A 23,473-nucleotide genomic window follows, 5' to 3' on the forward strand; every position below is an offset into this window, starting at 1 on the left:
CTGTCATGGATGCGCCGGCTTGCCCTCCCCGTACAGCCAGTCGGACCAGATCTCGTCGAAGTCCTCGTCCGGGGCCTGCTTCTCGACATAGGCCGTGAAGTCGGCGGTGTCCGCGTTCGCGTGCCGGTGGGCGGCGGCCCAGCCCTGGATGATGTCGTAGAAGGTGTCGTCGCCGACCTTCTGACGGATCTTGTGCAGGACCATCGCGCCGCGCTGGTAGACGGGCGCGTCGGAGATGTGCGCGGCGCTGCTCGGTTTCGCCGGCGGGAAGGCCCAGATCGCGTCGGGGTCGGTGACGTCGTCGGAGGTGCCGTCGTAGAGCTTGGTGAAGGTCCGCTGCGCCGAGTCGCCGCCGTGGTCCTCCCGCCACAGCCACTCCGCGTACGTCGCGAAGGCCTCGTTGAGCCACATGTCCCGCCAGTTCCTGGGGGTGACGGAGTCGCCGTACCACTGGTGGGCGAGCTCGTGGACGAGGGTCTCGGTGTCCGGGGCGCCGTTGAAGAACGGGCGGGTCTGGGTCTCCAGGGCGTAGCCCGCGTCCTCGGGGCGGTCGACGATCGCGCCGGTGGTGGAGAAGGGGTACGGGCCGAAGTTGTACTCCTCCCACTCCATGATCTCGGGGATCTTCGCCAGTACCGGCCGGCTCGCCCGCGCCTGCGTGGGGTCGACGGCCACGTACCCGGGCAGGTCCTTGCCGATGGTCGTGCGCTTGATCGTGTAGTGGCCGATCGCGACCGTGGCCAGGTAGCTCGCCATCGGTTCGGGCGCGTGCCAGGCGTAGGTCGTGCGGCCGCCGGTGGTGGTCTCGTGCGCCAACTGCCCGTTGGACACGGCCTGGAGGCCCTTGGGGACGGTGACCGTGATGTCGTACGACGCCTTGTCGGAGGGGTGGTGGTTGCCGGGGAACCAGGCCATGGAACCGACGGGTTCGCCGAGGGCGAGCGCTCCATCCGCGGTGCGCAGCCAGCCCTCCTTCGAGCCGTCGGGGTCGGTGACCGTCTCCGGGGTGCCGGAGTAGCGCACGGTGACACCGAACGTCTCCCCCTTGTCCAGGTCGTCGTGCGGGCGGACGGTCAGTTCCTGGCCGGCCCGGTTGAAGCGGGCGTCCCGGCCCTCGACGCCGACCTTCTCCACGTCCAGGCCCTTGAGGTCGAGGTCGAAGGCGGACAGGTCCTCGGTGGCGCGGGCGGTGATCACCGCGGTTCCGGTGAGGTGGTGGCGGGCGGGGTCGTAGGAGAGGGTCAGGCCGTAGTGGGTGACGTCGTAGCCGCCGTTGCCCGCCTTCGAAAAGTACGGATCGCGTACCCCAGGGCCGCCGGGGATGCCGTGCACGCCCCCGTCGCACGCGGTGAGCGGGAGAACGAGCGCGAGGAACGCGGCCACCGGGACAAGACGCGCGGATCTGGACATGTCAGCGATCCTATGGGGAAGGGCCGGGGCGGCGGGCGTGCGGTGATCTTCGGCGGGCGTGACACCATCACGTACGTGCTCGACATCGGCTACGCCCTCTCCAACCGCTTCCCCGACCCGCCGCAGACCGACTACCGGCGCGCGGACGTCCACGCCCTCCGTCACGACCTGTTCTCCGGCGACGTCTACCTCGCCGACACCAAGACGGACCGGGAGCTGTCCACAGCCTGGGGATGGGTGCCGGTGCTCGACTTCGCCTGGGCCCTGTGCGACATCGTCGAGCGCCTGGACCGGGACCCGGCGGGCTCCCGCGCCTCCCGCCCCCAGCGGGCGGAACTGGACTTCACCGAATCCACCGACCGCATGCTGTTCGAGCGCCGCTTCGGCTGGGTGGACATCGCCGCCGACTGGATGCCGGCGGAGGAAGCACCCCTTTCCTTTTCGCACGCAGAACTCCGCCGTGAGGCCCGGGACTTCCTGCACGATCTCATCGCCGACCTGACCGATCTCCATGACGACCTGGCCGACAACCCGGCGATCTGGACGCTCCAGGCCCGCTTCCCCAGGGTGTCGTAGGTCCTGCCCGGCTTACCCCTCCACCCGGATCCCCAGCTCCCCCGCCAGCACCGGCGCCAGATCCACCAGTTGCCCGGGGCTGATCACCGCGCCCGCCAGCCGTCCCACCCCTCGCGCGATCTCCAGCGAAGCGGCCCCGCGCAGGTCGACGTCCGTGAGGGTCGCCCCGCCGAAGTCGACGCCCTTGAGGACGCAGTCGACGAACTCCACCCGCTCCAGGCGCGCTTCGCCGAAATCGGGCTCGACGAGGACGCAGCCCTCGAAGACGACGTCCCTGAGCCTGGCCTTGCGCAGGTTGAGGTAGTCGATCTTGCCGCCGCGGACCAGTACCCGCTCCAGGACGGCGCCGTGCAACTGCGTGCCGCCGAGGCGGGCCTCGTGGAGTTCGACGTCCCGCAGCGTGGACTCGGCCAGGTCGGTGCCGACGCCCCGTATCCCGGACAGCACCGTGTCCAGGAGCCGGGCGTGACGCAACCGCGTCTCGTCGACGGCGCAGCCCGTCAGCGAGCAGTCCATGAAACGCGCGCCCGCGCCGTCCTGCCCCGCGAAGTCCTCCTCGCGGAACTCCAGCCCGTCATAGTCCCCGTCCGGCTCCAGCCCGCCGCCGTCCCAGGGCTCCAGCGGCGGCAGCCGCAGCTCCGGTCGCCGCGCCGCCTTCGTCGCACCGGCCCCGCCGGTCGCCTTCCTCGCCATGCCCCCATGCTGCACCCCGCCACTGACAATCCGTCCGACCTGCGAAAACACCACCGATGTCACATTCCGGCGCCCTGATCAGTCGTATGCGTGGAAGGCAGCGCAACCAGCAGCACCCGATCAACGTAAGGACTCGGCCCATGCACCGCATCACCGTCATCGGCGGCGGTTTCGCCGGACTCACCGCCGCCATCACCGCCGCCGAGGCAGGCGCGAAGGTCACCGTGTACGAGGCCCACCACACCCTCGGCGGCAGGGCCCGCACCGCCGACGCCCCCTACCGGACCAACGAGGGCCCGCACGCCCTCTACAACGGCGGCCCCCACTGGACCTGGCTGAAGCAGCGCGACCTCATCGGCGCCCTCGCCCCCCTCCCGCCCCGGGAAGCCGCCCGGCTCAGACTCCGCCACCACGGCGCCCTCCGCCGCACCCCGCCGTTCGCCATGCTCAAACTGCTGCGCCGAGGCGCCCGGCAGGCCCCCGTCGACACCGACTTCCTGAGCTGGGCGACGGACCTCGCCGGTGAGGAGGCCGCCCGCGCCGCCGCCAACTACTCCGCCGTCGCCCTCTTCCACCACGACCCCGGCGCCCTGTCCGCCGCCTTCGTGCAGGAGCGTCTGCGCCGCGCCACCAAGCTGCCGCCCGAGGCGCACTACCCGCGCGGCGGCTGGGCGAGCCTCATCGACCGGATGGCCTGCCGGGCCTGGAACCTCGGCGTGCGGATCGAGACCCTCTCCCCCGTCGACACCCTCCCCGGCGACACGCCCGTCGTCGTCGCCACCTCCCTGCCCGCCGCCCGCCGCCTCCTCCAGGACGACTCGCTGACCTGGCCCAGCGGCCGTACGGTCCTGATCGACCTCGCCCTGCGCACCCGGCGCGGCGACGCCTTCGCGGTGTCCGACCTCGACGCGCCCGGCTGGCTCGAACGGTTCACCGCCCAGGACCACACCCTTGCCCCCGCCGGCGAGCAACTCCTCCAGGGGCAGATCCCCATCGGCCCCGGCCAGTCCCAGGCCGACGGCACCGCCCGCGCCGAACAGCTCCTCGACCTCGCCTTCGACGGCTGGCGTGACCGGGTCACCTGGCGGCGGGAGGCAGTGGCGGACGGCCGTACCGGGGCCGTCGACCTGCCCGGCACCAGCTGGCGCGACCGGCCCGCCGTCGACCGCGGCGACGGCGTCTACCTCGCCGGCGACCAGGTCGCCGCTCCCGGCGTGCTGTCCGAGGTGTCCTTCAACAGTGCCCTCACCGCCGTCTCCCTCGCCCTCGGCCGGACCGCCCTTGACCTCAAGCACGCTTGAGGTTGAAGGGTGAAGCCCATGTTCGCCATACGTCTGCACGCCTTCGGTCCGGCCGAGAAGCTCACCCTCGAAGAGGTCGACGACCCCGTCCCGGGCCCCGGCCAGGTCCGTGTCGCCGTCGCCGCCGCCGGGGTGCACCTGCTCGACGCGGCCCTCCGCGAGGGCGTCCGGGGCCCGCTTCCCGAACCGCCCGCCCTGCCCACCGTCCCCGGCCGCGAGGTGGCCGGCGTCGTCGACGCCCTCGGCGCCGGGACCGACCCGCACTGGCTGGGCAGGCGCGTGGTCGCCCACCTCGGCTTCGCCCCCGGCGGCTACGCCGAACTCGCCGTCACCGACGCCGCCCGGCTCCACGACATCCCCGCCGGACTGGACTTCGCCCAGGCCGTCACCATGATCGGCACCGGGCGCACCGCGCTGGGGATCCTCCAGTTCACCGAGCTCGGCCCGGACTCCGTCGTCGTGATCCCGGCCGCCGCCGGCGGCATCGGCACCCTGCTCACCCAGTACGCCGTACACAGCGGCGCCACCGTGATCGGACTCGCGGGCGGCCCGGAGAAGACGGCGCGGGTCAAGACGTACGGCGCCCACCTCGCCGTCGACTACACCGACCCCGCCTGGCCCGCGACGGTCCGCGCCCGCCTGGGCGGACGGCCCGCCACCGTCGTCTTCGACGGCGTCGGCGGCGACATCGCCCGCGAAGCCGTCGCCCTGCTCGGCCCCGGCGGACGGCACCTCGTCTTCGGCTGGTCCGCCGAAGGCATCCGCGACGGACGCGCCCACCTCGTCGAGGGCGTCTCCGAGCAGGTCCTCGGCCCGGCGATGCTGGGCCGGGCCGGCGGCCCCGACCCCTTGCGCACCCTCGAACTGCGCGCCCTCACCGAGGCCGCCGAAGGCCGCCTCGAACCCGCCGTGACCCGCTTCCCCCTCGCCGAGGCGGCAGCGGCGCACCGCGCTCTGGAAACCCGCAAAACAGTCGGAAAGGTGGTATTGGAGCCATGAGCGAGCGCCCCACCTCCATGGATGCGACAGATCCCGACAAGTGGTCTCCTGGGCGGGTGAGTGTCACCCCGATGGAGCAGCCCGCACCGGACGACACCGACCCCCGCCGCTGGTGGGGCCTGGTGATCATCGCGCTGGCACAGCTGATGGTGGTCCTGGACGCCACCATCGTGAACATCGCCCTCCCCTCCGCACAGCACGACCTCGGCATGTCCGACGGCAACCGCCAATGGGTCATCACCGCCTACACCCTGGCCTTCGGCGGACTGCTGCTGCTCGGCGGCCGGATCGCCGACCTCGTCGGCCGCAAACGCACCTTCGTCATCGGGCTCGTCGGCTTCGCCGCCGCCTCGGCACTCGGCGGCGCCGCCACCACCTCCGGCATGCTCTTCGGCGCCCGCGCCCTCCAGGGCGCCTTCGCCGCCGTACTCGCACCCTCCGCGCTCAGCCTGCTCACCACCACCTTCACCGACCCCAAGGAACGCGGAAAGGCCTTCGGGATCTACGGCGCCCTCGCCGGCAGCGGCTCCGCCATCGGCTTCATCGTCGGCGGCCTGCTCACCGAGTACCTCAACTGGCGCTGGTGCCTGTACGTCAACGTCCCCATCGCCGTCATCGCCGTCATCGGCGCCCTCGCGCTCCTGCACGACCGGCCCGGCCACGCCGGCGCCCGCCTCGACGTACCCGGCGCCCTCCTCGGCTGCGGCGGACTCGTCGCCGTCGTCTACGGATTCAGCGAGGCCGAACCCCGGGGCTGGACCGACCCGCTCGTCCTCGCCCTGTTCGCCGCCGGCCTCCTCCTGCTCACCGTCTTCGTGTGGTGGCAGACCCGCACCCCGATGCCCCTGCTCCCCCTGCACATCGTCAAGGACCGCAACCGCGCCGGCTGCTTCCTCACCATGGCCCTCGCCACCATCGGCATGTTCGGCCTGTTCCTGTTCATGACCTACTACCTCCAGGTCATCCTCGGCTACTCACCCGTCAGGACAGGCCTGGGCTTCCTCCCCCTGACCGCCGCCATCATCATCGGCTCCACCCAGATATCCGCCCGCCTCCTCCAGCGCGTGGCACCCCGGGCCCTCATGGTCCCCGGCATGGTCCTCGCCTCCGGCGGCATGCTCGTCCTCACCCGCATGACCGTCCACTCCGACTACGCCACCGAGATCCTCCCCGCCCTCCTCCTCATGGGCCTCGGCATGGGCCTGACCTTCATGCCCGTCTTCGCCACCGCCACCGCGGGCGTCGCCCCGCAGGACTCCGGCGTCACCTCCGCCACCGTCAACACCTCCCAGCAGGTCGGCGGCTCCATAGGCACGGCCCTGCTCAACACCGTCGCCACCACCAGCAGCACCGCCTACGTCACCGCCCACCTGCACAGCCCCGCCCAGAAGGCCACCGTGATCCCCGCCGGAATCGTCCACGGCTACACCACCGCCATCTGGTGGGCCGCCGGCATCATGCTGCTCGCCGGCCTCGTCGCGGGCCTGATGGTGACCGCCAGGGCCCCCGGGCGCGGCGCCCCGGCGACCAGCCCCGTACCCGAGTCGGTGACCTGAGGTCGGTGGCCCGAAGTCAGTGGCCTGACGGCACCCCGCCCAGCGCCGCCAACGCCCCGTCCGTCAGCCGGTACACGGTCCATTCGTCCTGCGGGCGCGCACCCAGCGACTCGTAGAACCCGATCGCGGGCCGGTTCCAGTCCAGCACCGACCACTCCAGCCGCTCGTAACCCCGCTCCACACAGATACGGGCCAGCTCCGTGAGCAACGCCCGGCCGTGGCCCGCGCCCCGGGCCTCCGGCCGGACGTACAGGTCCTCCAGGTAGATGCCGTGGACCCCCCGCCACGTCGAGAAGTTCAGGAACCACAGCGCGAACCCGACCGTCTCACCGGTCGAGTCGTCCACGGCCACGTGCCCGAAGGCCGCGGGCCGCGCCCCGAACAGCGCCTCCCGCAACTGCTCGGGGCTCGCCTTCGCCTCCTGCGGGGCCTTCTCGTACTCGGCCAGCTCGCGGACCAGGGCGTGGATGACGGGGACATCGGCGGGGGTCGCGGTACGAATCATGGGCCGAGGCTAACCCCCCGCTTCCAGCAGCCGGCGCCCGATCTCCAGCTGCCGCTCCTGAAGCCCCCGCCCGCTCTCCACGTCCCACAGGCAGTTCTGGAGCAGCCGCCCCAAGGTCCACGCCCGCGCCCGCCCCCGGTCCAGCCCCAGCACCTCCGTCAGCGCGTCGAACCGCCACCGCACCTCGCCCGCGTCGAAGCGGTTGACCAGGGCGGGCCACAGTTCGAAACCGGGGTCACCGGAGAGCGGCTTGGGATCGATGGCCAGCCAGGGGGCGCGGCCGGCGGCGAGGACGTTGTCGTAGTGCAGGTCCCAGTGGAGGAGGCGGTCGCCGGGCTCGCCGGCGACCTCGCGCACGGCGGCCGCGCAGTCGGCGACCAGGCGGCGGGCCGCGGCGTCCGGGACGCGGTCCAGGGCCGGCGGGGTCCGCTCCAGCATGGCGTGCGCGATGTCACCGAGGCGGCGCATGCCCTCCGGCGCCGGGAACGAGGTCAGATGGGCCAGCAACCGGGCGACGACCAGCACGGCCGCACGCGTGTCCGGGACGTGGGACAGCATCCGGGCCGGGTCCAGGCGCTCCAGCAGCATGGTGCCGGTCGCCGGGTCGTGCGCGAGGAGGCGTACGGCGCCGTCACCGTCCCAGATCCGCAGCGCGACCGGCTCGCCCACGCTCTCCTCGTCCGTCAGCTGTAGCTTCAGCACGGCCCGGGTGCCGTCGGCGCGCACCACGACCGGCAGGACCAGGGCACTGACGCCGTACATCGACGGCCCGTCGAGACGAAGCCCCCAGCGGCCGAGGAACCGGGCCGCCAGGTCCGGCAGCCCCGCCACGAAGGCCCGGCCGGCCGCCCCGTTGTACTTCTCCTGTGCCGCCACCAGCTCGCCCGGAATGTCGATCACCCCTCGGACGTTACGCGTCTGCGTGAATCGGCTCATGGACAAGAACCGGGGCCCGAGCAGGGTGTGGGCATACGTCCGCAGCGCTCCCGGCACGTATGTGTGGCTGCTGATCCTGTTCTCCACGACGTTCGCGCTGCACCACATGTCGCCGGAATTCGAACAGCACTTCCTGCGGCAGCGGTCCACGAACATCCATGAGCTGTCACGGAACCCGGTACGGGTACTGATCTCCAGCGCGATGTGGATCGACGACGGACACTGGCTGCCCTACGCCGTCCTCTTCACCGTCTTCCACGCCCCGGCCGAACGCTGGCTGGGCACCGCCCGCTGGCTCGTGGTGTGCGCGGCCGCGCACGTGCTGGCGACGCTGATCAGCGAAGGGGCGCTGCTGAAGGCGATCCAGGACGGGATGGCACCGCACTCCGCCGTCAACACCCTCGACGTGGGCGTGAGTTACGCGCTGGCCGGAGTGGCGGGCGTACTCACGTACAGGATCGCGACCCCCTGGCGGTACGTGTACCTGGCGACCGTCCTCGTGCTCTTCGCCGTGCCGCTGACCACCGGGCCGACGTTCACGGACCTCGGACATTTCGTCTCCATACTGATCGGCCTGGCCTGCTATCCGCTGGTCAGAGGGCGCGGAAAAGCATGGAATCCGAAGGAGACACTGGCCGCCCTCAGGGGTTAACGTCCGCGCATGAGCAGCTCGGCAAGCAATGTCGTGAACGGCGGCGTCTCCTTCTGGTACACCGACGACGGCCTCCCGGCCGTCCGGGAACCGCTGGCCGGTGACGCGACCGCGGACGTCGTGATCGTCGGCGGCGGATACACAGGGCTGTGGACCGCCTACTACCTCAAGAAGGCCGCCCCCTTCCTCCGCGTCACCGTCCTCGAACAGAAGTTCTGCGGATACGGCGCCTCCGGACGCAACGGCGGCTGGCTCTACAACGGCATCGCCGGCCGCGACCGGTACGCCAGACTGCACGGCCGCGAGGCAGCGGTACGCCTCCAGAAGGCCATGAACGACACCGTCGACGAAGTCATCACCGTCGCGCGGACCGAGGACATCGACGCCGACATCCACAAGGGCGGCGTCCTCGAGGTCGCGACCACACCCGCACAGCTCGCCCGGCTGAAGGCCTTCCACGAGCACGAACTGTCGTACGGCGAGAAGGACCGCGAACTGTACGGCGCCCGCGAGACCGCCGAACGCATCCGCGTCGCCGACGCCGTCGGCTCCACCTGGACACCCCACGGCGCACGACTGCACCCGGTGAAACTGGTGAAGGGCCTGGCAGCAGCCGTCGAAGCCCTCGGCGTCACCATCCACGAATCGACCCCGGTGACCGAGATCCGCCCCAAGCACGCGATCACCCCGTACGGCACCGTCCGCGCCCCCTACATCCTGCGCTGCACCGAAGGCTTCACCGCCTCCCTCAGAGGCCAGCGGCGGACCTGGCTGCCCATGAACTCCTCGATGATCGCCACCGAACCGCTCACCGACGACCAGTGGACGGCCATCGGCTGGAACGGCCGCGAAACCCTCGGCGACATGGCACACGCCTACATGTACGCCCAGCGCACCGCCGACGGCCGGATCGCCCTCGGCGGACGCGGAGTCCCGTACCGCTTCGGCTCCCGCACCGACAACGACGGCCGCACCCAGGACACGACCATCGAGGCCCTCCGGGACATCCTGGTCCGCTTCTTCCCGGCACTGACCGGGGTGCGCGTCGAGCACGCCTGGTCGGGAGTCCTCGGCGTACCACGCGACTGGTGCGCAACAGTCACCCTCGACCGCGCCACCGGGCTCGGCTGGGCAGGCGGCTACGTCGGATCGGGCGTCGCCACCACCAACCTCGCCGCACGGACACTGCGGGACCTGGTGCAGCAGGACTCGGGCCAAGGCGGCCGGACGGAACTGACCGACCTCCCCTGGGTCAACCACAAGGTCCGCAAATGGGAGCCCGAACCCTTCCGCTGGCTCGGCGTCCAGGGCATGTACGCGACCTACCGAGCCGCCGACCAGCGGGAACGGCTGCGACCGGCCACCGAGTCGTCACGGCTGGCCCGGGTGGCCGATCGGGTGGCGGGGCGACACTGAGAACCAGAGCGCCTGTAAACACCATCAGGCGTCAGTCCCGTCAGTCCCGTCAGTCCCGTCAGTCCCTGGAAAACGCTTGAGGCTGTGTCGCACCTGCGTGCGACGATCACCTCAACAACCGTCATTCCAGGGGGGATTCATGGCTGTCATCGACTCCTGTCCGGCAGCGAGACCCGGGCGGCTCACCGCCGTCGCCGTCCTCGTCTCGCTGCTCGCCTCACTACTCGCAATGACCGGCGCGGGCACCGCCCACGCCGACGACCCACAGTGCACCCCACTCTCCCTCGCCCCCTTCGGCGACCCCGGCGACGCCATCGGGAAGACTGCCGTCCCTGCCGACGGCAGCGCCTGCTTCACCATCACCGCTGACACGGCGGGCCTGCACCTGGTCTCCGTCGACGACACGAGCAGCAACCTGTACCCAGAGGTCTACAACGCCGACGGCACCCAGCTGGACTGCTACAACCGCGAATACTCGGTAAAGGGCTGGTGCGACCTGCCCGCGGCGGGCACCTACACCCTCAAAGTCCTCAACCGGGGCTGGGACACCACGAACACATCGGTGACCGTCGTCCCGCTCGCCACGACGAAAGGCTGCGCCGACCCCGTCAGCACCCGCTGGGACCAGCCGGTGGTGCCCCGAACGTCCGTCAGCCCGGTCGAACTCGACTGCCAGCCCTTCACGGCCAAGCCCGGCGAACGGATCCGGCTCACGTACGGATCCAAGGTGTACGGCTCCTCCCTCGCCTGGCTCACCGACTCGACGGGCGCCCGGATCTGCCCACACTTCCCGGAGGACGGCGAGACCGGCTGCGTCCTGCCCACCGACGGCACCGGCCCCTACCGGGTGATCTCCCAGCTCTCCTACACCGAAAAGGGCTTCCCCGCCGATTACGCCGTGAACGTGCGCCGACTGAACGACCCGCAAGGCTGTGGCGCCGCACCCGTACGACCCTACGGTGCCCTGAGCAGCCAGGACCTGACCACCAACCCCTGCTACACCTTCGCCGCCGACAAGGCGGGCCAATACACCGTGCACTACGTGAGCGACGACCGCTCCACCGGCGCGGTCCAGGTGTACGACGCCGACGGCAAGACAGTCTGCAAGACCGGCACCGACCCCTGCCGGGTGCCCAAGGCCGGTACGTACACCGCCCTGCTCGACGACGACTCCTACCCCTTCTACGACACCCCCAAAGGGGTCGTCGTCCTCGACCGCGCATCCGACGCCGGATGCGTGCCCACCGGCACAGGCCTGCACAAGGGCGAACTGAGCACCGTCGGCCAGTACGACTGCCTGACACTGTCCGCACCGCAGGGCGCCCGGCTCGCCGCGCTCACCCCGCTCGCCTCGTCCGGCGTCGACGCGGACGTCGAGGTCGTCGACCGGGACGGCACCGTACAGTGCGGCGCGGCAAACCTGTCGAACGGCGACTGCGCACTCACAGGCACGGCCCCCTACCGCGCGCTGGTGCACACCGAGGACAACGGCGACGACGCCACAGGCCCGTACTCCGTGGCCCTGCACCGCACGGACGTCCCGGACGACTGCCCCGTCCTCCCCGCCGGCAGCTTCACCGCCGACGGCGCCAAGGCCACCTTCACCACGGGCGACGGCGTCTTCTCACACTGCCTGACCATCCCGGCGGACGCGCACACACACGCCGAAGTCCTCCAACTGACCGCCACCGCAGGCACGGCCGCGGCCAAGTTCTCGGTACTGGACTCCACCGGAAAGAAGGTCTGCGACCGGTACGCCACCACCAACGGCTGGGTCCTCTGCCCGCTGACCCCGGGCAAGCCCCACACCGTGCTGGTCACCGGCCGCGACCAGGCCGCCACCTACACCCTCACCCGGCGCGACGTCACCGCGACGGCATCCTCCGCCGGCTGCACCAGCACCAAGGCCGCCAAGGTCGGCGGCCCGTCCCTGACGAGCACGTACGGAGCCGCCGGCACCCTGGACTGCCGACAGATCACAACCGGCGCGACCACCGACGTCCTTCACATCAACGTCCGCGACCCCCAGGGCACCGCCAACATGGCCGTCCTGGACGGCGACGGAAACACCGAGTGCTCCTTCCGGAACAGCCCCTGCGCGGTCACCGGCTCCACCACCCACCAGGTACTCGTACAGACCCCGGCCACCGCCAAGGCCTCACCCGAATACCACCTGGACGCAGTCCGCATCGCCACCGCCGACGGTCCCGCGCCCGAGTGCACCAAGGCGCCGTCCATCGCCTACGGATACGGACCGGTCACCGGCACACTCGACGAGTCGCACACCACCGTGTGCGCGGCACTGCCGACCGCCGGCTTCGACCGCTTCGACACCGACATCAAGGACACCACCGGCGCCGCCGCCACCGCGGTACCCGCCCTCTACAACACGACCTCCTGGGCCAACGGCTGCACGCACTACATCCCGGAAGGCTACGACTGCGACGCGCTCGGCTCGTCCCCGGCCTCCACCCCGACCGTGTTCCTGCTCAGCCTGCCCGATAAGGCCTCCAGCACCGCTTACAGCGCCAAGCTGACCTGCTCGTACGCCCTGTGCGGCACGGAGAAGGTCGGCGTCACCGGCATCAGCCCAACAACCGGGACCACCGGCACCAAGGTCAAGCTGACGGTCACCGGCACCGCGCTCGGCCCGGACGTCACCGTCGAGCTCAGCCAGGCCGGCAAGACGATCAAAGCCCCGGCCGACTCGGTCTCCGCCGACAACCGCACGGCGACGGCGACCCTCGACCTGACCGGCACGGCCACCGGCACCTGGAACGTCAGCGTGCTCACGCACGGCTGGGAGTACCCGCGGGGCTCATTCACCGTGACCCCGCAGCCCAAGCTCGGCAACACGGCCGCACCGAAGGTCACCGGGGCCGCCAAGGTCGGCGCCAAGGTCACGGCCTCCACCGGCAGCTGGTCGGCGACGCCGTCCTCCTACACCTACCAGTGGAAGGCCGACGGCAACGCGATCACCGGGGCGACCGCGTCGACCTACACGATCCCGGCATCGCTGCTCGGTAAGAAGCTGACCGTGACCGTCACCGCCGTGCGCAGCGGCTGGACCGACGGGACGGCAACCTCGCCGGCGGTGACCGTCGCCAAGGGCGACGCCCCCAAGGCGACCAAGGCCCCCGCGATCAGCGGCACGGCGAAGATCGGCAAGACCCTCAAGACGACCACCGGCACCTGGAGCCCGGCGGCGACGTCGTACTCCTACCAGTGGTACGCCGGGGGCAAGGCGATCAGTGGGGCGACCAAGTCCTCACTGGTCCTGAAGTCGGCCCAGAAGAACAAGAAGATCACCGTGAAGGTGACCGCACACCGGACCGGGCACACGGACGGGTCGGCGGTGAGCAAGGCGAGCGGGACGGTTGTCGCCTGAGCATGAAGAAGCCCAGGTCGGACGGTGTCTGACCTGGGCTTTTGAGCCCCCTGTCGGACTCGAACCGACGACCTGATCATTACAAGTGACCCGCTCTAGGCCAGCTGAGCTAAGGAGGCATCACGCACTACATGGCCGCGCGCGGAGGCGGCACCACTCTACACAGAGACAGATTCCACAAGCCAAGGAGTTCTCCACGTCACCGCTTCAAAAAGCTCTGCGTAACCATCCGTGCACCCGTTCGTTGATCGGTCTGACGTGCTGTTCCGAAGATCAGATCGTCGAGGGGAGGGCTGATGGACGAGGTGGCTGACACGCCGAAGCCGAAAGCGGTCAAGGGCGAGGATGCCAAGCGCATCAAGCGCGACACGCTTGGCATCGGCGACCGTCGTAAGCACCACACGCGCGCGGCGACGCCGATGAAGGGGCACGCCAAAGCCGCGGACACGCACCACCGGCTCTACCGCTTCCGCTTCTATCCGACGGAAGAGCAGGTGGAGCAGCTGGAGCGGACGTTCGGCGCCTGTAGGTGGGTCTACAACGAAGGGCTGGCGCTGCGGTCGAACGCCTGGGAGCAGCACCGCGTGCGCGTGGGCTTCGCGGAGATGTGCCGGACCGGTCGGGGTGCAGCTCGTCAGGGTTGTGCGTGATCGGCGGCGGATGTAGAAGCAGGAAGCCATGTAGCAGGGTCAAAAGGCAGTCGCTCTGACCATGATCACGGGCAAGGTCAAAAGTGGGGTGCTCTGCCGCCTCGAGAATTTGCCCGAACTTCACACCCCCCGACCTACTGACAGACCAGGTGAACGCCAGGTACCGTCCTGACCCAGTTCACCCCGGTGGACTACACCAGCAACCACCTTCCTACAACGGATCGTCCGGCACGTTCCTGCCGGTAGAAGGGGGCCCATTCACCATGGCCACTGTCTCGTTCGACAAGGCGACCCGGATCTACCCGGGCACCGAGAAGCCCGCCGTCGACCAGCTCGACATCCACATCGAGGACGGCGAGTTCCTCGTTCTGGTCGGCCCGTCGGGTTGCGGCAAGTCCACCTCGCTGCGGATGCTCGCGGGGCTGGAGGACGTCAACGCCGGCGCCATCCGCATCGGTGACCGCGACGTCACGCACCTGCCGCCGAAGGACCGGGACATCGCCATGGTGTTCCAGAACTACGCGCTCTACCCGCACATGACGGTCGCCGACAACATGGGCTTCGCGCTCAAGATCGCGGGCGTCAACAAGGCGGAGATCCGGCAGAAGGTCGAGGAGGCCGCGAAGATCCTCGACCTGACCGAGTACCTGGACCGGAAGCCGAAGGCGCTCTCCGGCGGTCAGCGGCAGCGTGTCGCGATGGGCCGCGCGATCGTGCGTGAGCCGCAGGTGTTCCTCATGGACGAGCCGCTGTCCAACCTGGACGCCAAGCTCCGCGTGTCGACGCGTACGCAGATCGCCTCGCTCCAGCGCCGCCTCGGCATCACCACCGTCTACGTCACCCACGACCAGGTCGAGGCCATGACGATGGGCGACCGCGTGGCGGTCCTCAAGGACGGTCTGCTCCAGCAGGTCGACTCGCCGCGCAACATGTACGACCGGCCCGCCAACCTCTTCGTCGCCGGCTTCATCGGTTCCCCGGCGATGAACCTGGTCGAGGTGCCGATCACCGACGGCGGTGTGAAGTTCGGCAACAGCGTCGTCCCCGTCAACCGGGACGCGCTGAAGGCCGCCTCCGACAAGGGCGACCGCACCGTCACCGTCGGTGTCCGTCCCGAGCACTTCGACGTGGTCGAGCACAACGGCGCCGCCGCCTCCGCCCTGTCGAAGGACACCGAGGACGCCCCGGCCGGCCTCGCGGTCTCCGTGAACGTCGTGGAGGAGCTCGGCGCCGACGGTTACGTCTACGGCTCCGCCAAGGTCGGCGACGACCTCAAGGACCTGGTCGTCCGCGTCAGCGGCCGCGCGGTCCCGGAGAAGGGCGCCACGCTGCACGTCGTGCCGCGGCCGGGCGAGACCCACGTGTTCTCGACCTCCACGGGTGAGCGTCTCTCCGACTGAGCAGTCCCCGTCCCGGGTGAAATTCGCCCGGGTGGGCCGAGAGGGCCCCGCAGCCTGCTGCGGGGCCCTTTCCCGTTGCCGAACGTCGTGGACCGTTGTCGACAAATACCCCGGCAAGCGGGTCATTTCGAGCAGTGTGCGTCAACGCGCCGCCTGGAAAAGGGGGTTTCGGCGTCCCTCGAAACGGTGACTGAACGTCTCCAAAACATTACGGCGCGCTACCCTCACACGCGTGAAGCACTCCACCAACCAACAGATGCGACGCGGCCATCGGGGCGGCCCTGCCCGCCGGATCGGCCGCACCCTCGCCCTCGTCCTGCCCGTCGTCCTGGTGCTCTCCGGGACCCTCGCGGTCACCCGGGTCAACTGGTCGGGGAACCCCTCGAACTCGGTGCTGACCGCCTCGGACATCTCCGGCGCGGGCAGGACCTCCCGGGACGTCACCCGCGCTCCGCAGGACGTGCTGCGCGACCAGTTGATGGACGAGTTGCAGGAGAGGAACCCGGGCGTCGTCCTCACCCATCTCCAGCAGGCCGTCAACGGGCACCCGTCACTGGCGAAGCACTGCACCTCGATCGCCCGTGCCCTGGGCCGGGCCGCGGTGCGTATCTACGGCGCCTCGCGCGCGCAGTCGTACGCCCGGCCGGTGTGCGACACGTCCTTCGCCTCCGGCGTACTGGCCGCGTCCCGCGGCTGAACCTTCCTGAGGACGCGCTCTGAAAGGTGAGCGGCAGGTAACGGCTGCTTGAGGAGCCGGTTGCGTCCGTAAGCCGCGAGTGGGGCGCCGCGTACAGTTCGGTCATGACCGATCCGAATGCCGCGTCGCGCCCCACTCAAGCCGTCGTCCTGGCCGGTGGCCAGGGTTCCCGGCTGCGTCCGTACACCGACGACCGGCCCAAGCCGATGGTCGAGATTCCCGGCACGGGCACCCCGATCATCGGCCATCAGCTGTCCTGGCTCGCCGAGGAGGGCGTGACGGACGTGGTGGTCTCCTGCGGCCACCTCGCCGAGGTGCTTCAGAAGTGGCTGGCGACGGCCGACCTGCCCGTCAACGTCACGACGGTGGTGGAGTCGGAGCCCCTCGGCCGCGGTGGCGGCCTGAAGTACGCGGCCGCCCGTCTTCCGCACCCGGACCGTCCCTGGTACGCCACCAACGGCGACATCTGGACCCGTTTCTCGCTCCGCGACATGGCGGACTTCCACACCGAGCGCGACGCCGTCGCGACCCTCGCGCTGGCCCGGCCGCGCATTCCGTGGGGTGCGGTGAAGACGGACGGGTTTGGACACATCACGGACTTCATCGAGGCCCCGCCGTCGACTTTCGAGATCAACGCGGGTGTCTATGTGTTCTCGCCGGAGTTCGCCGGTCTGCTGCCGGCGCGCGGTGACCATGAGCGCACCACGTTCCCGCATCTGGCGCGTGAGCGTCGGCTGGCGGGTTTCCCGATTCCGCAGGGTGCTTATTGGCGTGCCATCGACACGGCGAAGGATCTGACGGAGGCGGCGAAGGAGCTGGCCGCGCTGGGTCGCTGACCCGGACCCCGATGCGTGAGTGAGTGCGTGCGTGTGTGCGTGAGTGTGTGCGTGCGTCGAAGGGCCCCGCACCCTGGAGGGTGCGGGGCCCTTCGTTCGAACGGGGCTGTGCCGCTAGCCCAGGAGGCCGCCCACCAGGCCGGGCTGGCCCGAGGAGGAGCCGCTGCCGGCGCCTCCCGTGGCGCCGCCGCCGGTGGCGGTGCCGCCGGAGGTCGGTCCCGAGGTGGTGCTGGGGGCCTGCTGGGCCGGGGAGGTGTGCCGCGGTGGTGCCTGGCCCGCGGTGCCCTGGGTCTGGCTGGGGGTGCCGCCGGTGACCGTGCCGGTGGAGCGGGTGGCGCCGGGGGTGGTGGCGGTACCCGAGGGGCTGGCGTCGGTGCCGACGGCGGACGGGGTGGAGGTCGGTGCCTTCCGGTGGGTCCTGCCGGTCCGTTCGGGGAGCGGGGAGCCGGGGAGGTTGTTGCGGGGGGCCTCGCCGGGGCCGGGGACGACCACGCGGTCGGCGTCGCGTACGGCGCCGCCGAGGAGTGAGCCGACGAGGAGCGTGACGCCGACGGTGAGGGCGGTGACGAGGGCGCCGCGGCGCAGGACGTAGCGGCGCAGTTCCCAGATGTCGGAGCGGGGTCCGAGGGTGCGCCAGGCGTTGCCCGCGAGGCGGCCGTCGACGGAGTAGACGGGGGCGCCGGCGATGATCAGGGGCGACCAGGCGGCGAGGTAGATGATGTCGGGGGCGTCGTAGGCGGGGACGGTCTTCCAGGTGACGGTGACGATCAGGGCGGCGGAGAGCATGGCGCCGAGGACGGCGGCGACGCGCTGCCAGCAGCCGAGGATGGTCAGGACGCCGACGACCACCTGGAGGAAGGCGATGACGAGGCCGGAGCCGACGGGGTGCTGGAGGGCGAACTGGCGCAGGGGTTCGGCGGCTTCCCAGGGGTGGAGGGTGTTGAGCCACTTGACCATGGAGCCTCGTTTGCCGCCCTCGAAGTAGAGCGGGTCGCAGAGCTTGCCCATGCCGGCGTAGATGGAGATGAAGCCGAGGAAGAGGCGCAGGGGGAGCAGGACGACGCCGAGGTTCATGCGGCGGCCGGGGTAGTAGGCGTGCCGGGCCGGGTCGTCGCTGTGGCGCTTGGCGCGGGGTCCGGCCGGGTCGTCGTCGTCCGGGTCCGCGTAGTGGTCGTCGGGGTGGGCGTAGTCGTCGTCGGGGTCGAGGTAGTGGTCTTGGGGGTGGGCGGGCGGGTCGTAGGCGCTGCCGACGGTGCGCATGGGAGGCAGGAGGCGGGTCTCGCCGGCGGCGGGGGCGCGCTGGTGGCCGACGACGGGGGTTTCGACGGTCTGTTCCAGCCCGTCGTACACCTCGTCGTAGTCGCTGGAGTAGCCGGTCGGGTAGCCGGTGGGATAGCCGGTGCCGTAGCCGCCGCGGTCGCCGACGCGATCGCCGACGCGGGGGATGACCTGGGTGGCTCCGGCGTCGGTGACGGCTTCCTCGGCGTGGCGGACGCTGCCGCCCCGCACGGCCTGGAGCAGCCGGTGGGCGCCGGTGTCGTCGGGGGCGGAGCGGCCGCTCCAGACGACGGGACGGCGGCGGGCGGCGCCCGCGGCGGGGATGCGGCCGGTGTCCGCGGTGGCGCTCGGGTGCCGGGCGATCCGTGGGGATTGGGTTCGCCGGGTCGAGGCGCCCAGCTGCACGCGGAAGCTCGCGTGATTGACGATGACCTGCGCCGGATCGCTCGGCACCTTCACCATGCTCAGCGCGGGAGCGTCGTCGAATCCCGACGAGCGGTCCCCCGTGGGTGTGCGGGGTGTTCTGGTGTCCACACTCATCTAACCGAGTGACGTGGTGTTAGGACACTGCTTTGACCGCCCGGATGTGTCCGGACCCCGTCAATCTCGTGCGTGTCGCCGGGTTTGACCCGCACGAGTGACCGCGGGTACGTCTGTTCAGCCGCGTCGGCGGGAGGCTTCGTACAGCACGATGCCCGCCGCCACACCGGCGTTGAGCGACTCGGCGCCGCCCGGCATGGGGATGCGGACCCGGAAGTCGCAGGTTTCGCCGACCAGCCGGGACAGGCCCTTGCCCTCGCTGCCGACGACGATGGCGACGGGTCCGCCGAGGGCTTCGAGCTCGTCGAGTTCGACCTCGCCGTCGGCGGCGAGGCCGACGACCACGATGCCGGCCTTCTTGTACGCCTCGAGGGCGCGGGTGAGGTTCGTGGCGCGGGCGACGGGTGTACGGGCGGCGGTGCCGGCGGAGGTCTTCCAGGCGCCGGCGGTCATGCCGGCGGCACGCCGTTCGGGTACGACGACGCCGTGGCCGCCGAACGCGGAGACGGAGCGGACGACGGCGCCGAGGTTGCGCGGGTCGGTGACGCCGTCGAGGGCGACGATGAGGGGGTCCGCGCCCTCGTCGTAGGCGGCCTCGGCGAGGTCCTCGGGGTGGGCGTACTCGTAGGGCGGGACCTGGAGGACGAGGCCCTGGTGGTTGAGGCCGTTCGTCATCCGGTCGAGCTCGGGGCGGGGGGCCTCCATGAGGTTGATGCCGCCGCGCTCGGCCACGAGTTGGAGTGCCTCGCGGACCCGCTCGTCGTTGTCGATGAACTGCTGGACGTACAGGGTGGAGGCGGGTACGCCTTCGCGCAGGGCCTCGATGACGGGGTTGCGGCCGACGACGAGTTCGGAGGTGGACTTGCCGCCACGGCCCCGGGCCGTGGGGCGGCGCACGGCCTGCTTCGCCTTGGCGTTGGCGATGCGGTTCTTCTTGTGGCCCTTGCGCATCTCGGCGGGCGGGGTCGGGCCCTTGCCTTCGAGGCCCTTGCGCCGCTGGCCGCCACTGCCGACCTGCGCGCCCTTCTTGCCGGACATGCGGCGGTTGTTGGTGGCCATGACCTACCTGTCTGTGTGAAGCGTGCGTGTGTACGTATAGGCAGTGTGCCGCCCGGGGAGCCGGGCGGCACAATCGATCAAGAAACCGACCGGGTGAGCGGTCATCGGAGGATCATCGGGGGTCAACGCGGGCCGAGGGTCCAGCGGGGGCCCTGGGGACTGTCCTCGATGGTGAGGCCGGACTGGTTGAGCTGGTCGCGGATGGCGTCCGCGGTGGCCCAGTCCTTGCGGGAGCGGGCGGCCTCGCGCTGGTCGAGGACCATGCGGACGAGGCTGTCGACGACTCCGTGGAGGTCCTCGCCGCGGTCGCCGTCGTCACCGGCCCAGTGCTCGTCGAGCGGGTCGAGGCCGAGGACGCCGAGCATGGCGCGTACTTCGGCGAGCCGGGCGACGGCGGCTTCCTTGTCGTCGGCGGCGAGGGCGGAGTTGCCCTGCCGGACGGTGGTGTGCACGACGGCGAGGGCCTGGGGGACGCCGAGGTCGTCGTCCATGGCCTCGGCGAAGGCGGGCGGGACCTCGGCGGAGGGCTCGACCACCCCCCCGGCCTTCTCCACGACGCGCTGCACGAAGCCCTCGATCCGCGCGAACGCGGACTCGGCCTCGCGCAGGGCCTCCTCGCTGTACTCGATCATCGAGCGGTAGTGCGGGGTGCCGAGGTAGTAGCGCAGGACGATGGGCCGCCACTGCTTGACCATCTCCGAGACCAGGACGCTGTTGCCCAGCGACTTCGACATCTTGTCGCCGGCCATGGTCACCCAGGCGTTGTGCACCCAGTACTGGGCGAAGTCGTCGCCGATGGCCTTGGCCTGGGCGATCTCGTTCTCGTGGTGCGGGAAGATCAGGTCGAGGCCGCCGCCGTGGATGTCGAAGGCGGAGCCCAGGTACTTGTGGGCCATGGCCGAGCACTCCAGGTGCCAGCCGGGGCGGCCGGGGCCCCATGGCGTCGGCCAGGTGGGCTCGCCGGGCTTGGCGGTCTTCCACATGGCGAAGTCGCGGGGGTCGCGCTTGCCGGTCTCGCCCTCGGCCGAGGGCTGGAGCAGGTTGTCCAGCTCCTGCCGGGACAGCTCCAGGTAGCCGGGGAAGGAGCGCACGTCGAAGTAGACGTTGCCGTCGGCCTCGTAGGCGTGTCCGCGCTCGATGAGCGTCCGCATCATCTCGACCATCTCGGTGACGTGGCCGGTGGCGCGCGGTTCGTACGTCGGCGGGAGGCAGCCGAGGGCGGTGTAACCGTCGTTGAAGGCGCGCTCGTTCTGGTAACCGATCGCCCACCAGGGCCGGTTCTGCTCGTGGGCCTTGGTGAGGATCTTGTCGTCGATGTCGGTGACGTTGCGGATGAACGTGACCTCGTAGCCGCGGTAGTCGAACCAGCGGCGCATGATGTCGAAGTTCAGCCCGGACCGGATGTGGCCGATGTGCGGCGGTGCCTGGACGGTGGCGCCACACAGGTAGATCGAGACACAGCCCGGCTTGAGCGGGGTGAAGTCACAGATCTGCCGGGCGCTGGTGTCGTACAGGCGAATCGTCACCACTCCAGGGTAGTGGGCGCGGGGCAGTGCCTTGCGACCCTTCTGTGGAAGGGCCACGAATTCGTGACACAGCGGACGCCGCCGGGCCCCGGAAGGGTTGCTTCTTTCAGCCCGTCCGGCGTTTGCGGACGAGGCCGTTCAGGCCGAAGCGGGGGTCTGGGGGCGGCAGCCCCCAGGGCCGCGGGCTCACAGACTCCCCACGACCTTCCGCGGGCGGATCCGTACGACCAGCCGTTCCGCGTCCTGCGCGGAGGCCGGGTTGAATTCGGCGTACGGCTTGCCGGTGTACTTGAGGCTCAGCTCGTCGATGAGCGCCTGGCCGCCTTCGGTGGTCGTCTCGGCGGTGCCGCGGATCTCTGCGTACTCGTACGGGGACTCGGGGTCCTGGACGACGACGTCGGCGCGGGGGTCACGGTCGAGGTTCCTGGCCTTGCGGCGGTCGACGGTGGTGGAGATCAGGACGTCGTCGCCGTCCCGCTTGGCCCAGACCGGGGAGAGCTGGGGGCTGCCGTCCGGCTGGACGGTGCCGAGGACGACGAAGACCGGGCCGTCGAGCAGGGCCTTGAGGCGGTCGGAGAGAGCGGCGGGCATGGGGGTACCTCCGGAACCTGGGTCACTGGTCACTCGCGGGTACCCTCACACGCTCTCAGCTCACCCGCACCACGAGCGCCGTCGCCACGGCCATCAGGCCCTCGTCCCGGCCGGGGAAGCCGAGCCCGTCGGTGGTGGCCCCGGACACGGAGACGGGGGCGCCGGCCGCCTCGGAGAGGATCTTCTGGGCCTCGTCGCGGCGCTTGCCGATCTTCGGGCGGGATCCGACCACCTGAACGGCGACGTTGCCGATCCGGAAGCCGGCCTCGCGGACGATACGGGCGGCCTCGGCCAGCAGGGTGACGCCGGAGGCGCCGGACCACTCGGGGCGGCCGGTGCCGAAGTGCTGACCGAGGTCGCCGAGGCCGGCGGCCGAGAAGAGGGCGTTGCAGGCGGCGTGCGCGACGACGTCGGCGTCGGAGTGTCCGGCGAGGCCGGGCCCCTCGCCCTCCCACTTCAGGCCGGCGCACCACAGCTCGCGGCCGTCCTCGAAGGCGTGGATGTCGGTGCCGATGCCGACCTGGGGCAGCACCGGCGGCTCGGAAGCCGGCGTCCCGGACACCGGCGTCTCAGAAGCCATCGTTGAGCCTCCTGCGGGCGAGGACCGCCTCGGCGAGGACGAGGTCGAGCGGGCGGGTGACCTTGAAGGCCTCCTCGTGCCCGGGGACGGTCACGACCCGCAGGCCGAGCTGTTCCACCATGCTCGCGTCGTCGGTGACGTCGTCGGTGACGTTCTCGTGGGCGCGCACGAGGGTGTCGCGATCGAATCCCTGCGGGGTCTGCACGGCGCGCAGCCGGGCCCGCTCGGGCGTGGCGACGACCGGCTCCGGCTCGCCGGGGGTGGCGGCCGGCTCGACTTCCTTGACGGTGTCGGCGAGGGGCAGCGCGGGGACGACGGCCGGCGCGCCGTCGCGTACCGCCTCGATGACGGCGTCGACGGTGTCCACCGGGACGAGGGGGCGGGCGGCGTCGTGCACCAGGACGACGCGGTGGGCGGGCGGGAGCGCGTCGAGGCCGAGCCTGACCGATTCCTGGCGGGTCTCGCCGCCGGGGACGACCAGGAAGTCCGTGCGCTCGGGCAGGGCGTGCGCGTCGAGGAGGGACTTGACCTCGGCGGTGCCGTCGGGCGGCGCCACGACGATCACCAGGGTGACGGCTCGGGAGGCGGCCATCGCGCGGACCGCGTGGATGAGCATGGGTGTGCCGCCCAGCGCGCGGAGCGCCTTGGGGGCGCCCGGACCGAGGCGTACGCCCCGTCCGGCGGCCGGAATGACGGCGGCGACGGGCGCCGGCGCGGGCGAAGGGCGCGAATCGTCAGACATCGGTTCCTGTCAGGTTTGTGTGCGCGGCCTGCGTGGGTATGGCCTCAGCGTGCCACTGGGCGCGCGTCTTGACCGGACCCTTCCGTGACACCGGTCGAGTCGGCTGCCCGGGCCCGGCACGATCAGTATCGATGGTCAGTAT

General features: G+C 70.9%; 21 protein-coding genes and 1 tRNA gene. 11 read left to right on the plus strand and 11 right to left on the minus strand.

The genetic code is table 11. The features are described from left to right. Positions 1-3 precede the first annotated feature (3 nt). Positions 4-1,410, minus strand: a complete 1,407-nt coding sequence (locus ACFY01_RS33530; protein WP_390739523.1) for a M1 family metallopeptidase — start codon at positions 1,408-1,410, stop codon at positions 4-6. Between the two features lie 75 nt (positions 1,411-1,485). Between ACFY01_RS33530 and ACFY01_RS33535 the strand changes: the two genes are divergently transcribed. Next, entirely contained in the window at positions 1,486-1,986 is a 501-nt protein-coding gene (locus ACFY01_RS33535; RefSeq protein WP_361455287.1) for a hypothetical protein, read from the plus strand. A gap of 12 nt (positions 1,987-1,998) precedes the next feature. Here ACFY01_RS33535 and ACFY01_RS33540 read toward each other — a convergent pair whose 3' ends face one another. Further along, complete coding sequence (locus tag ACFY01_RS33540) at positions 1,999-2,679, minus strand: pentapeptide repeat-containing protein (protein WP_390739524.1); 681 nt, start codon at positions 2,677-2,679, stop codon at positions 1,999-2,001. A gap of 140 nt (positions 2,680-2,819) precedes the next feature. Here ACFY01_RS33540 and ACFY01_RS33545 point away from each other — a divergent pair, with 140 nt between their 5' ends. The 3 genes from ACFY01_RS33545 (at position 2,820) to ACFY01_RS33555 (ending at position 6,535) form a co-directional block, all read left to right on the plus strand. Beyond that, complete coding sequence (locus ACFY01_RS33545; RefSeq protein WP_390739525.1) at positions 2,820-3,980, plus strand: NAD(P)-binding protein; 1,161 nt, start codon at positions 2,820-2,822, stop codon at positions 3,978-3,980. Positions 3,981-3,998: 18 nt separating this feature from the next. Continuing rightward, positions 3,999-4,979, plus strand: a complete 981-nt coding sequence (locus ACFY01_RS33550) for a zinc-binding dehydrogenase (RefSeq protein ID WP_390739526.1) — start codon at positions 3,999-4,001, stop codon at positions 4,977-4,979. Positions 4,980-5,050: 71 nt separating this feature from the next. Next, the gene (locus tag ACFY01_RS33555; RefSeq protein WP_390739564.1) at positions 5,051-6,535 is read left to right on the plus strand and encodes an MFS transporter; all 1,485 of its coding nucleotides are present in this window, start codon (positions 5,051-5,053) and stop codon (positions 6,533-6,535) included. 16 nt (positions 6,536-6,551) lie between these two features. On the opposite strand, the gene ACFY01_RS33560 is transcribed toward ACFY01_RS33555, so the two are convergent. Further along, entirely contained in the window at positions 6,552-7,040 is a 489-nt protein-coding gene (locus ACFY01_RS33560; RefSeq protein WP_390739527.1) for a GNAT family N-acetyltransferase, read from the minus strand. A 9-nt stretch (positions 7,041-7,049) separates the two neighbouring features. After that, on the minus strand, positions 7,050-7,976 hold the full coding sequence (locus ACFY01_RS33565; protein ID WP_390739528.1) for an aminoglycoside phosphotransferase family protein: 927 nt from the start codon (positions 7,974-7,976) through the stop codon (positions 7,050-7,052). Between ACFY01_RS33565 and ACFY01_RS33570 the strand changes: the two genes are divergently transcribed. The 3 genes from ACFY01_RS33570 to ACFY01_RS33580 all read left to right on the plus strand — a co-directional run bounded on the left by ACFY01_RS33570 (position 7,975) and on the right by ACFY01_RS33580 (position 13,432). Further along, complete coding sequence (locus ACFY01_RS33570; protein ID WP_390739529.1) at positions 7,975-8,628, plus strand: rhomboid-like protein; 654 nt, start codon at positions 7,975-7,977, stop codon at positions 8,626-8,628. The genes ACFY01_RS33565 and ACFY01_RS33570 overlap by 2 nt on opposite strands. A 9-nt stretch (positions 8,629-8,637) precedes the next feature. Then, the gene (locus ACFY01_RS33575) at positions 8,638-10,044 is read left to right on the plus strand and encodes an NAD(P)/FAD-dependent oxidoreductase (protein WP_390739530.1); all 1,407 of its coding nucleotides are present in this window, start codon (positions 8,638-8,640) and stop codon (positions 10,042-10,044) included. 139 nt (positions 10,045-10,183) lie between these two features. Then, positions 10,184-13,432 (plus strand): Tat pathway signal protein, encoded by a 3,249-nt coding sequence (locus tag ACFY01_RS33580; RefSeq protein ID WP_390739531.1) that lies wholly within the window; start codon positions 10,184-10,186, stop codon positions 13,430-13,432. A 44-nt stretch (positions 13,433-13,476) separates the two neighbouring features. Here the strand turns inward: ACFY01_RS33580 and ACFY01_RS33585 are convergent. After that, a tRNA-Thr gene (locus ACFY01_RS33585) sits at positions 13,477-13,551 on the minus strand. Between the two features lie 177 nt (positions 13,552-13,728). Between ACFY01_RS33585 and ACFY01_RS33590 the strand changes: the two genes are divergently transcribed. From ACFY01_RS33590 to ACFY01_RS33605, 4 genes are all read left to right on the plus strand, one after another. Then, a complete protein-coding gene (locus ACFY01_RS33590) occupies positions 13,729-14,082 on the plus strand; it encodes a helix-turn-helix domain-containing protein (protein WP_390739532.1) in 354 nt (117 codons plus the stop codon). Positions 14,083-14,345: 263 nt separating this feature from the next. Beyond that, complete coding sequence (locus ACFY01_RS33595) at positions 14,346-15,482, plus strand: ABC transporter ATP-binding protein (protein WP_390739533.1); 1,137 nt, start codon at positions 14,346-14,348, stop codon at positions 15,480-15,482. Between the two features lie 232 nt (positions 15,483-15,714). Continuing rightward, complete coding sequence (locus ACFY01_RS33600) at positions 15,715-16,179, plus strand: hypothetical protein (RefSeq protein ID WP_390739534.1); 465 nt, start codon at positions 15,715-15,717, stop codon at positions 16,177-16,179. 104 nt (positions 16,180-16,283) lie between these two features. Then, positions 16,284-17,015, plus strand: coding sequence for an NDP-sugar synthase (locus tag ACFY01_RS33605; RefSeq protein WP_390739535.1), 732 nt, complete (start codon positions 16,284-16,286; stop codon positions 17,013-17,015). A 114-nt stretch (positions 17,016-17,129) separates the two neighbouring features. Here the strand turns inward: ACFY01_RS33605 and ACFY01_RS33610 are convergent, their stop codons facing one another. The 6 genes from ACFY01_RS33610 to ispD form a co-directional block, all read right to left on the minus strand. Then, the gene (locus tag ACFY01_RS33610; RefSeq protein WP_390739536.1) at positions 17,130-18,833 is read right to left on the minus strand and encodes a DoxX family membrane protein; all 1,704 of its coding nucleotides are present in this window, start codon (positions 18,831-18,833) and stop codon (positions 17,130-17,132) included. A gap of 117 nt (positions 18,834-18,950) precedes the next feature. After that, entirely contained in the window at positions 18,951-19,892 is a 942-nt protein-coding gene (rlmB, locus tag ACFY01_RS33615; RefSeq protein WP_390739537.1) for a 23S rRNA (guanosine(2251)-2'-O)-methyltransferase RlmB, read from the minus strand. 122 nt (positions 19,893-20,014) lie between these two features. Continuing rightward, positions 20,015-21,418 carry a cysteine--tRNA ligase gene (cysS, locus tag ACFY01_RS33620; RefSeq protein ID WP_390739538.1) on the minus strand — a complete coding sequence of 468 codons (1,404 nt, stop codon included), beginning with the start codon at positions 21,416-21,418 and terminating at the stop codon, positions 20,015-20,017. Between the two features lie 186 nt (positions 21,419-21,604). Beyond that, a complete protein-coding gene (locus ACFY01_RS33625) occupies positions 21,605-22,009 on the minus strand; it encodes a PPOX class F420-dependent oxidoreductase (RefSeq protein WP_390739539.1) in 405 nt (134 codons plus the stop codon). Between the two features lie 55 nt (positions 22,010-22,064). Continuing rightward, on the minus strand, positions 22,065-22,589 hold the full coding sequence (ispF, locus tag ACFY01_RS33630; RefSeq protein WP_390739540.1) for a 2-C-methyl-D-erythritol 2,4-cyclodiphosphate synthase: 525 nt from the start codon (positions 22,587-22,589) through the stop codon (positions 22,065-22,067). Beyond that, the gene (gene ispD, locus ACFY01_RS33635) at positions 22,579-23,331 is read right to left on the minus strand and encodes a 2-C-methyl-D-erythritol 4-phosphate cytidylyltransferase (protein WP_390739541.1); all 753 of its coding nucleotides are present in this window, start codon (positions 23,329-23,331) and stop codon (positions 22,579-22,581) included. The genes ispF and ispD overlap by 11 nt, the downstream gene beginning before the upstream one ends. Positions 23,332-23,473: the final 142 nt, after the last annotated feature.

This window comes from Streptomyces sp. NPDC001480 (assembly GCF_042894725.1).
Classification (GTDB): domain Bacteria; phylum Actinomycetota; class Actinomycetes; order Streptomycetales; family Streptomycetaceae; genus Streptomyces.

What these genes read in the sequence shown, in the direction of transcription:
- ACFY01_RS33545 (WP_390739525.1), top strand. Translation starts at nt 2,820, where the DNA reads ATGCACCGCATCACCGTCATCGGCGGCGGTTTCGCCGGACTCACCGCC.
- rlmB (WP_390739537.1), bottom strand. Translation starts at nt 19,892, where the DNA reads ATGGCCACCAACAACCGCCGCATGTCCGGCAAGAAGGGCGCGCAGGTC.
- ACFY01_RS33610 (WP_390739536.1), bottom strand. Translation starts at nt 18,833, where the DNA reads ATGAGTGTGGACACCAGAACACCCCGCACACCCACGGGGGACCGCTCG.
- ispD (WP_390739541.1), bottom strand. Translation starts at nt 23,331, where the DNA reads ATGTCTGACGATTCGCGCCCTTCGCCCGCGCCGGCGCCCGTCGCCGCC.
- ACFY01_RS33550 (WP_390739526.1), top strand. Translation starts at nt 3,999, where the DNA reads ATGTTCGCCATACGTCTGCACGCCTTCGGTCCGGCCGAGAAGCTCACC.
- ACFY01_RS33560 (WP_390739527.1), bottom strand. Translation starts at nt 7,040, where the DNA reads ATGATTCGTACCGCGACCCCCGCCGATGTCCCCGTCATCCACGCCCTG.
- ACFY01_RS33540 (WP_390739524.1), bottom strand. Translation starts at nt 2,679, where the DNA reads ATGGCGAGGAAGGCGACCGGCGGGGCCGGTGCGACGAAGGCGGCGCGG.
- ACFY01_RS33555 (WP_390739564.1), top strand. Translation starts at nt 5,051, where the DNA reads ATGGAGCAGCCCGCACCGGACGACACCGACCCCCGCCGCTGGTGGGGC.
- ACFY01_RS33595 (WP_390739533.1), top strand. Translation starts at nt 14,346, where the DNA reads ATGGCCACTGTCTCGTTCGACAAGGCGACCCGGATCTACCCGGGCACC.
- ACFY01_RS33625 (WP_390739539.1), bottom strand. Translation starts at nt 22,009, where the DNA reads ATGCCCGCCGCTCTCTCCGACCGCCTCAAGGCCCTGCTCGACGGCCCG.
- ACFY01_RS33530 (WP_390739523.1), bottom strand. Translation starts at nt 1,410, where the DNA reads ATGTCCAGATCCGCGCGTCTTGTCCCGGTGGCCGCGTTCCTCGCGCTC.
- ispF (WP_390739540.1), bottom strand. Translation starts at nt 22,589, where the DNA reads ATGGCTTCTGAGACGCCGGTGTCCGGGACGCCGGCTTCCGAGCCGCCG.
- ACFY01_RS33570 (WP_390739529.1), top strand. Translation starts at nt 7,975, where the DNA reads ATGGACAAGAACCGGGGCCCGAGCAGGGTGTGGGCATACGTCCGCAGC.
- ACFY01_RS33580 (WP_390739531.1), top strand. Translation starts at nt 10,184, where the DNA reads ATGGCTGTCATCGACTCCTGTCCGGCAGCGAGACCCGGGCGGCTCACC.
- ACFY01_RS33590 (WP_390739532.1), top strand. Translation starts at nt 13,729, where the DNA reads ATGGACGAGGTGGCTGACACGCCGAAGCCGAAAGCGGTCAAGGGCGAG.
- ACFY01_RS33605 (WP_390739535.1), top strand. Translation starts at nt 16,284, where the DNA reads ATGACCGATCCGAATGCCGCGTCGCGCCCCACTCAAGCCGTCGTCCTG.
- ACFY01_RS33565 (WP_390739528.1), bottom strand. Translation starts at nt 7,976, where the DNA reads ATGAGCCGATTCACGCAGACGCGTAACGTCCGAGGGGTGATCGACATT.
- ACFY01_RS33575 (WP_390739530.1), top strand. Translation starts at nt 8,638, where the DNA reads ATGAGCAGCTCGGCAAGCAATGTCGTGAACGGCGGCGTCTCCTTCTGG.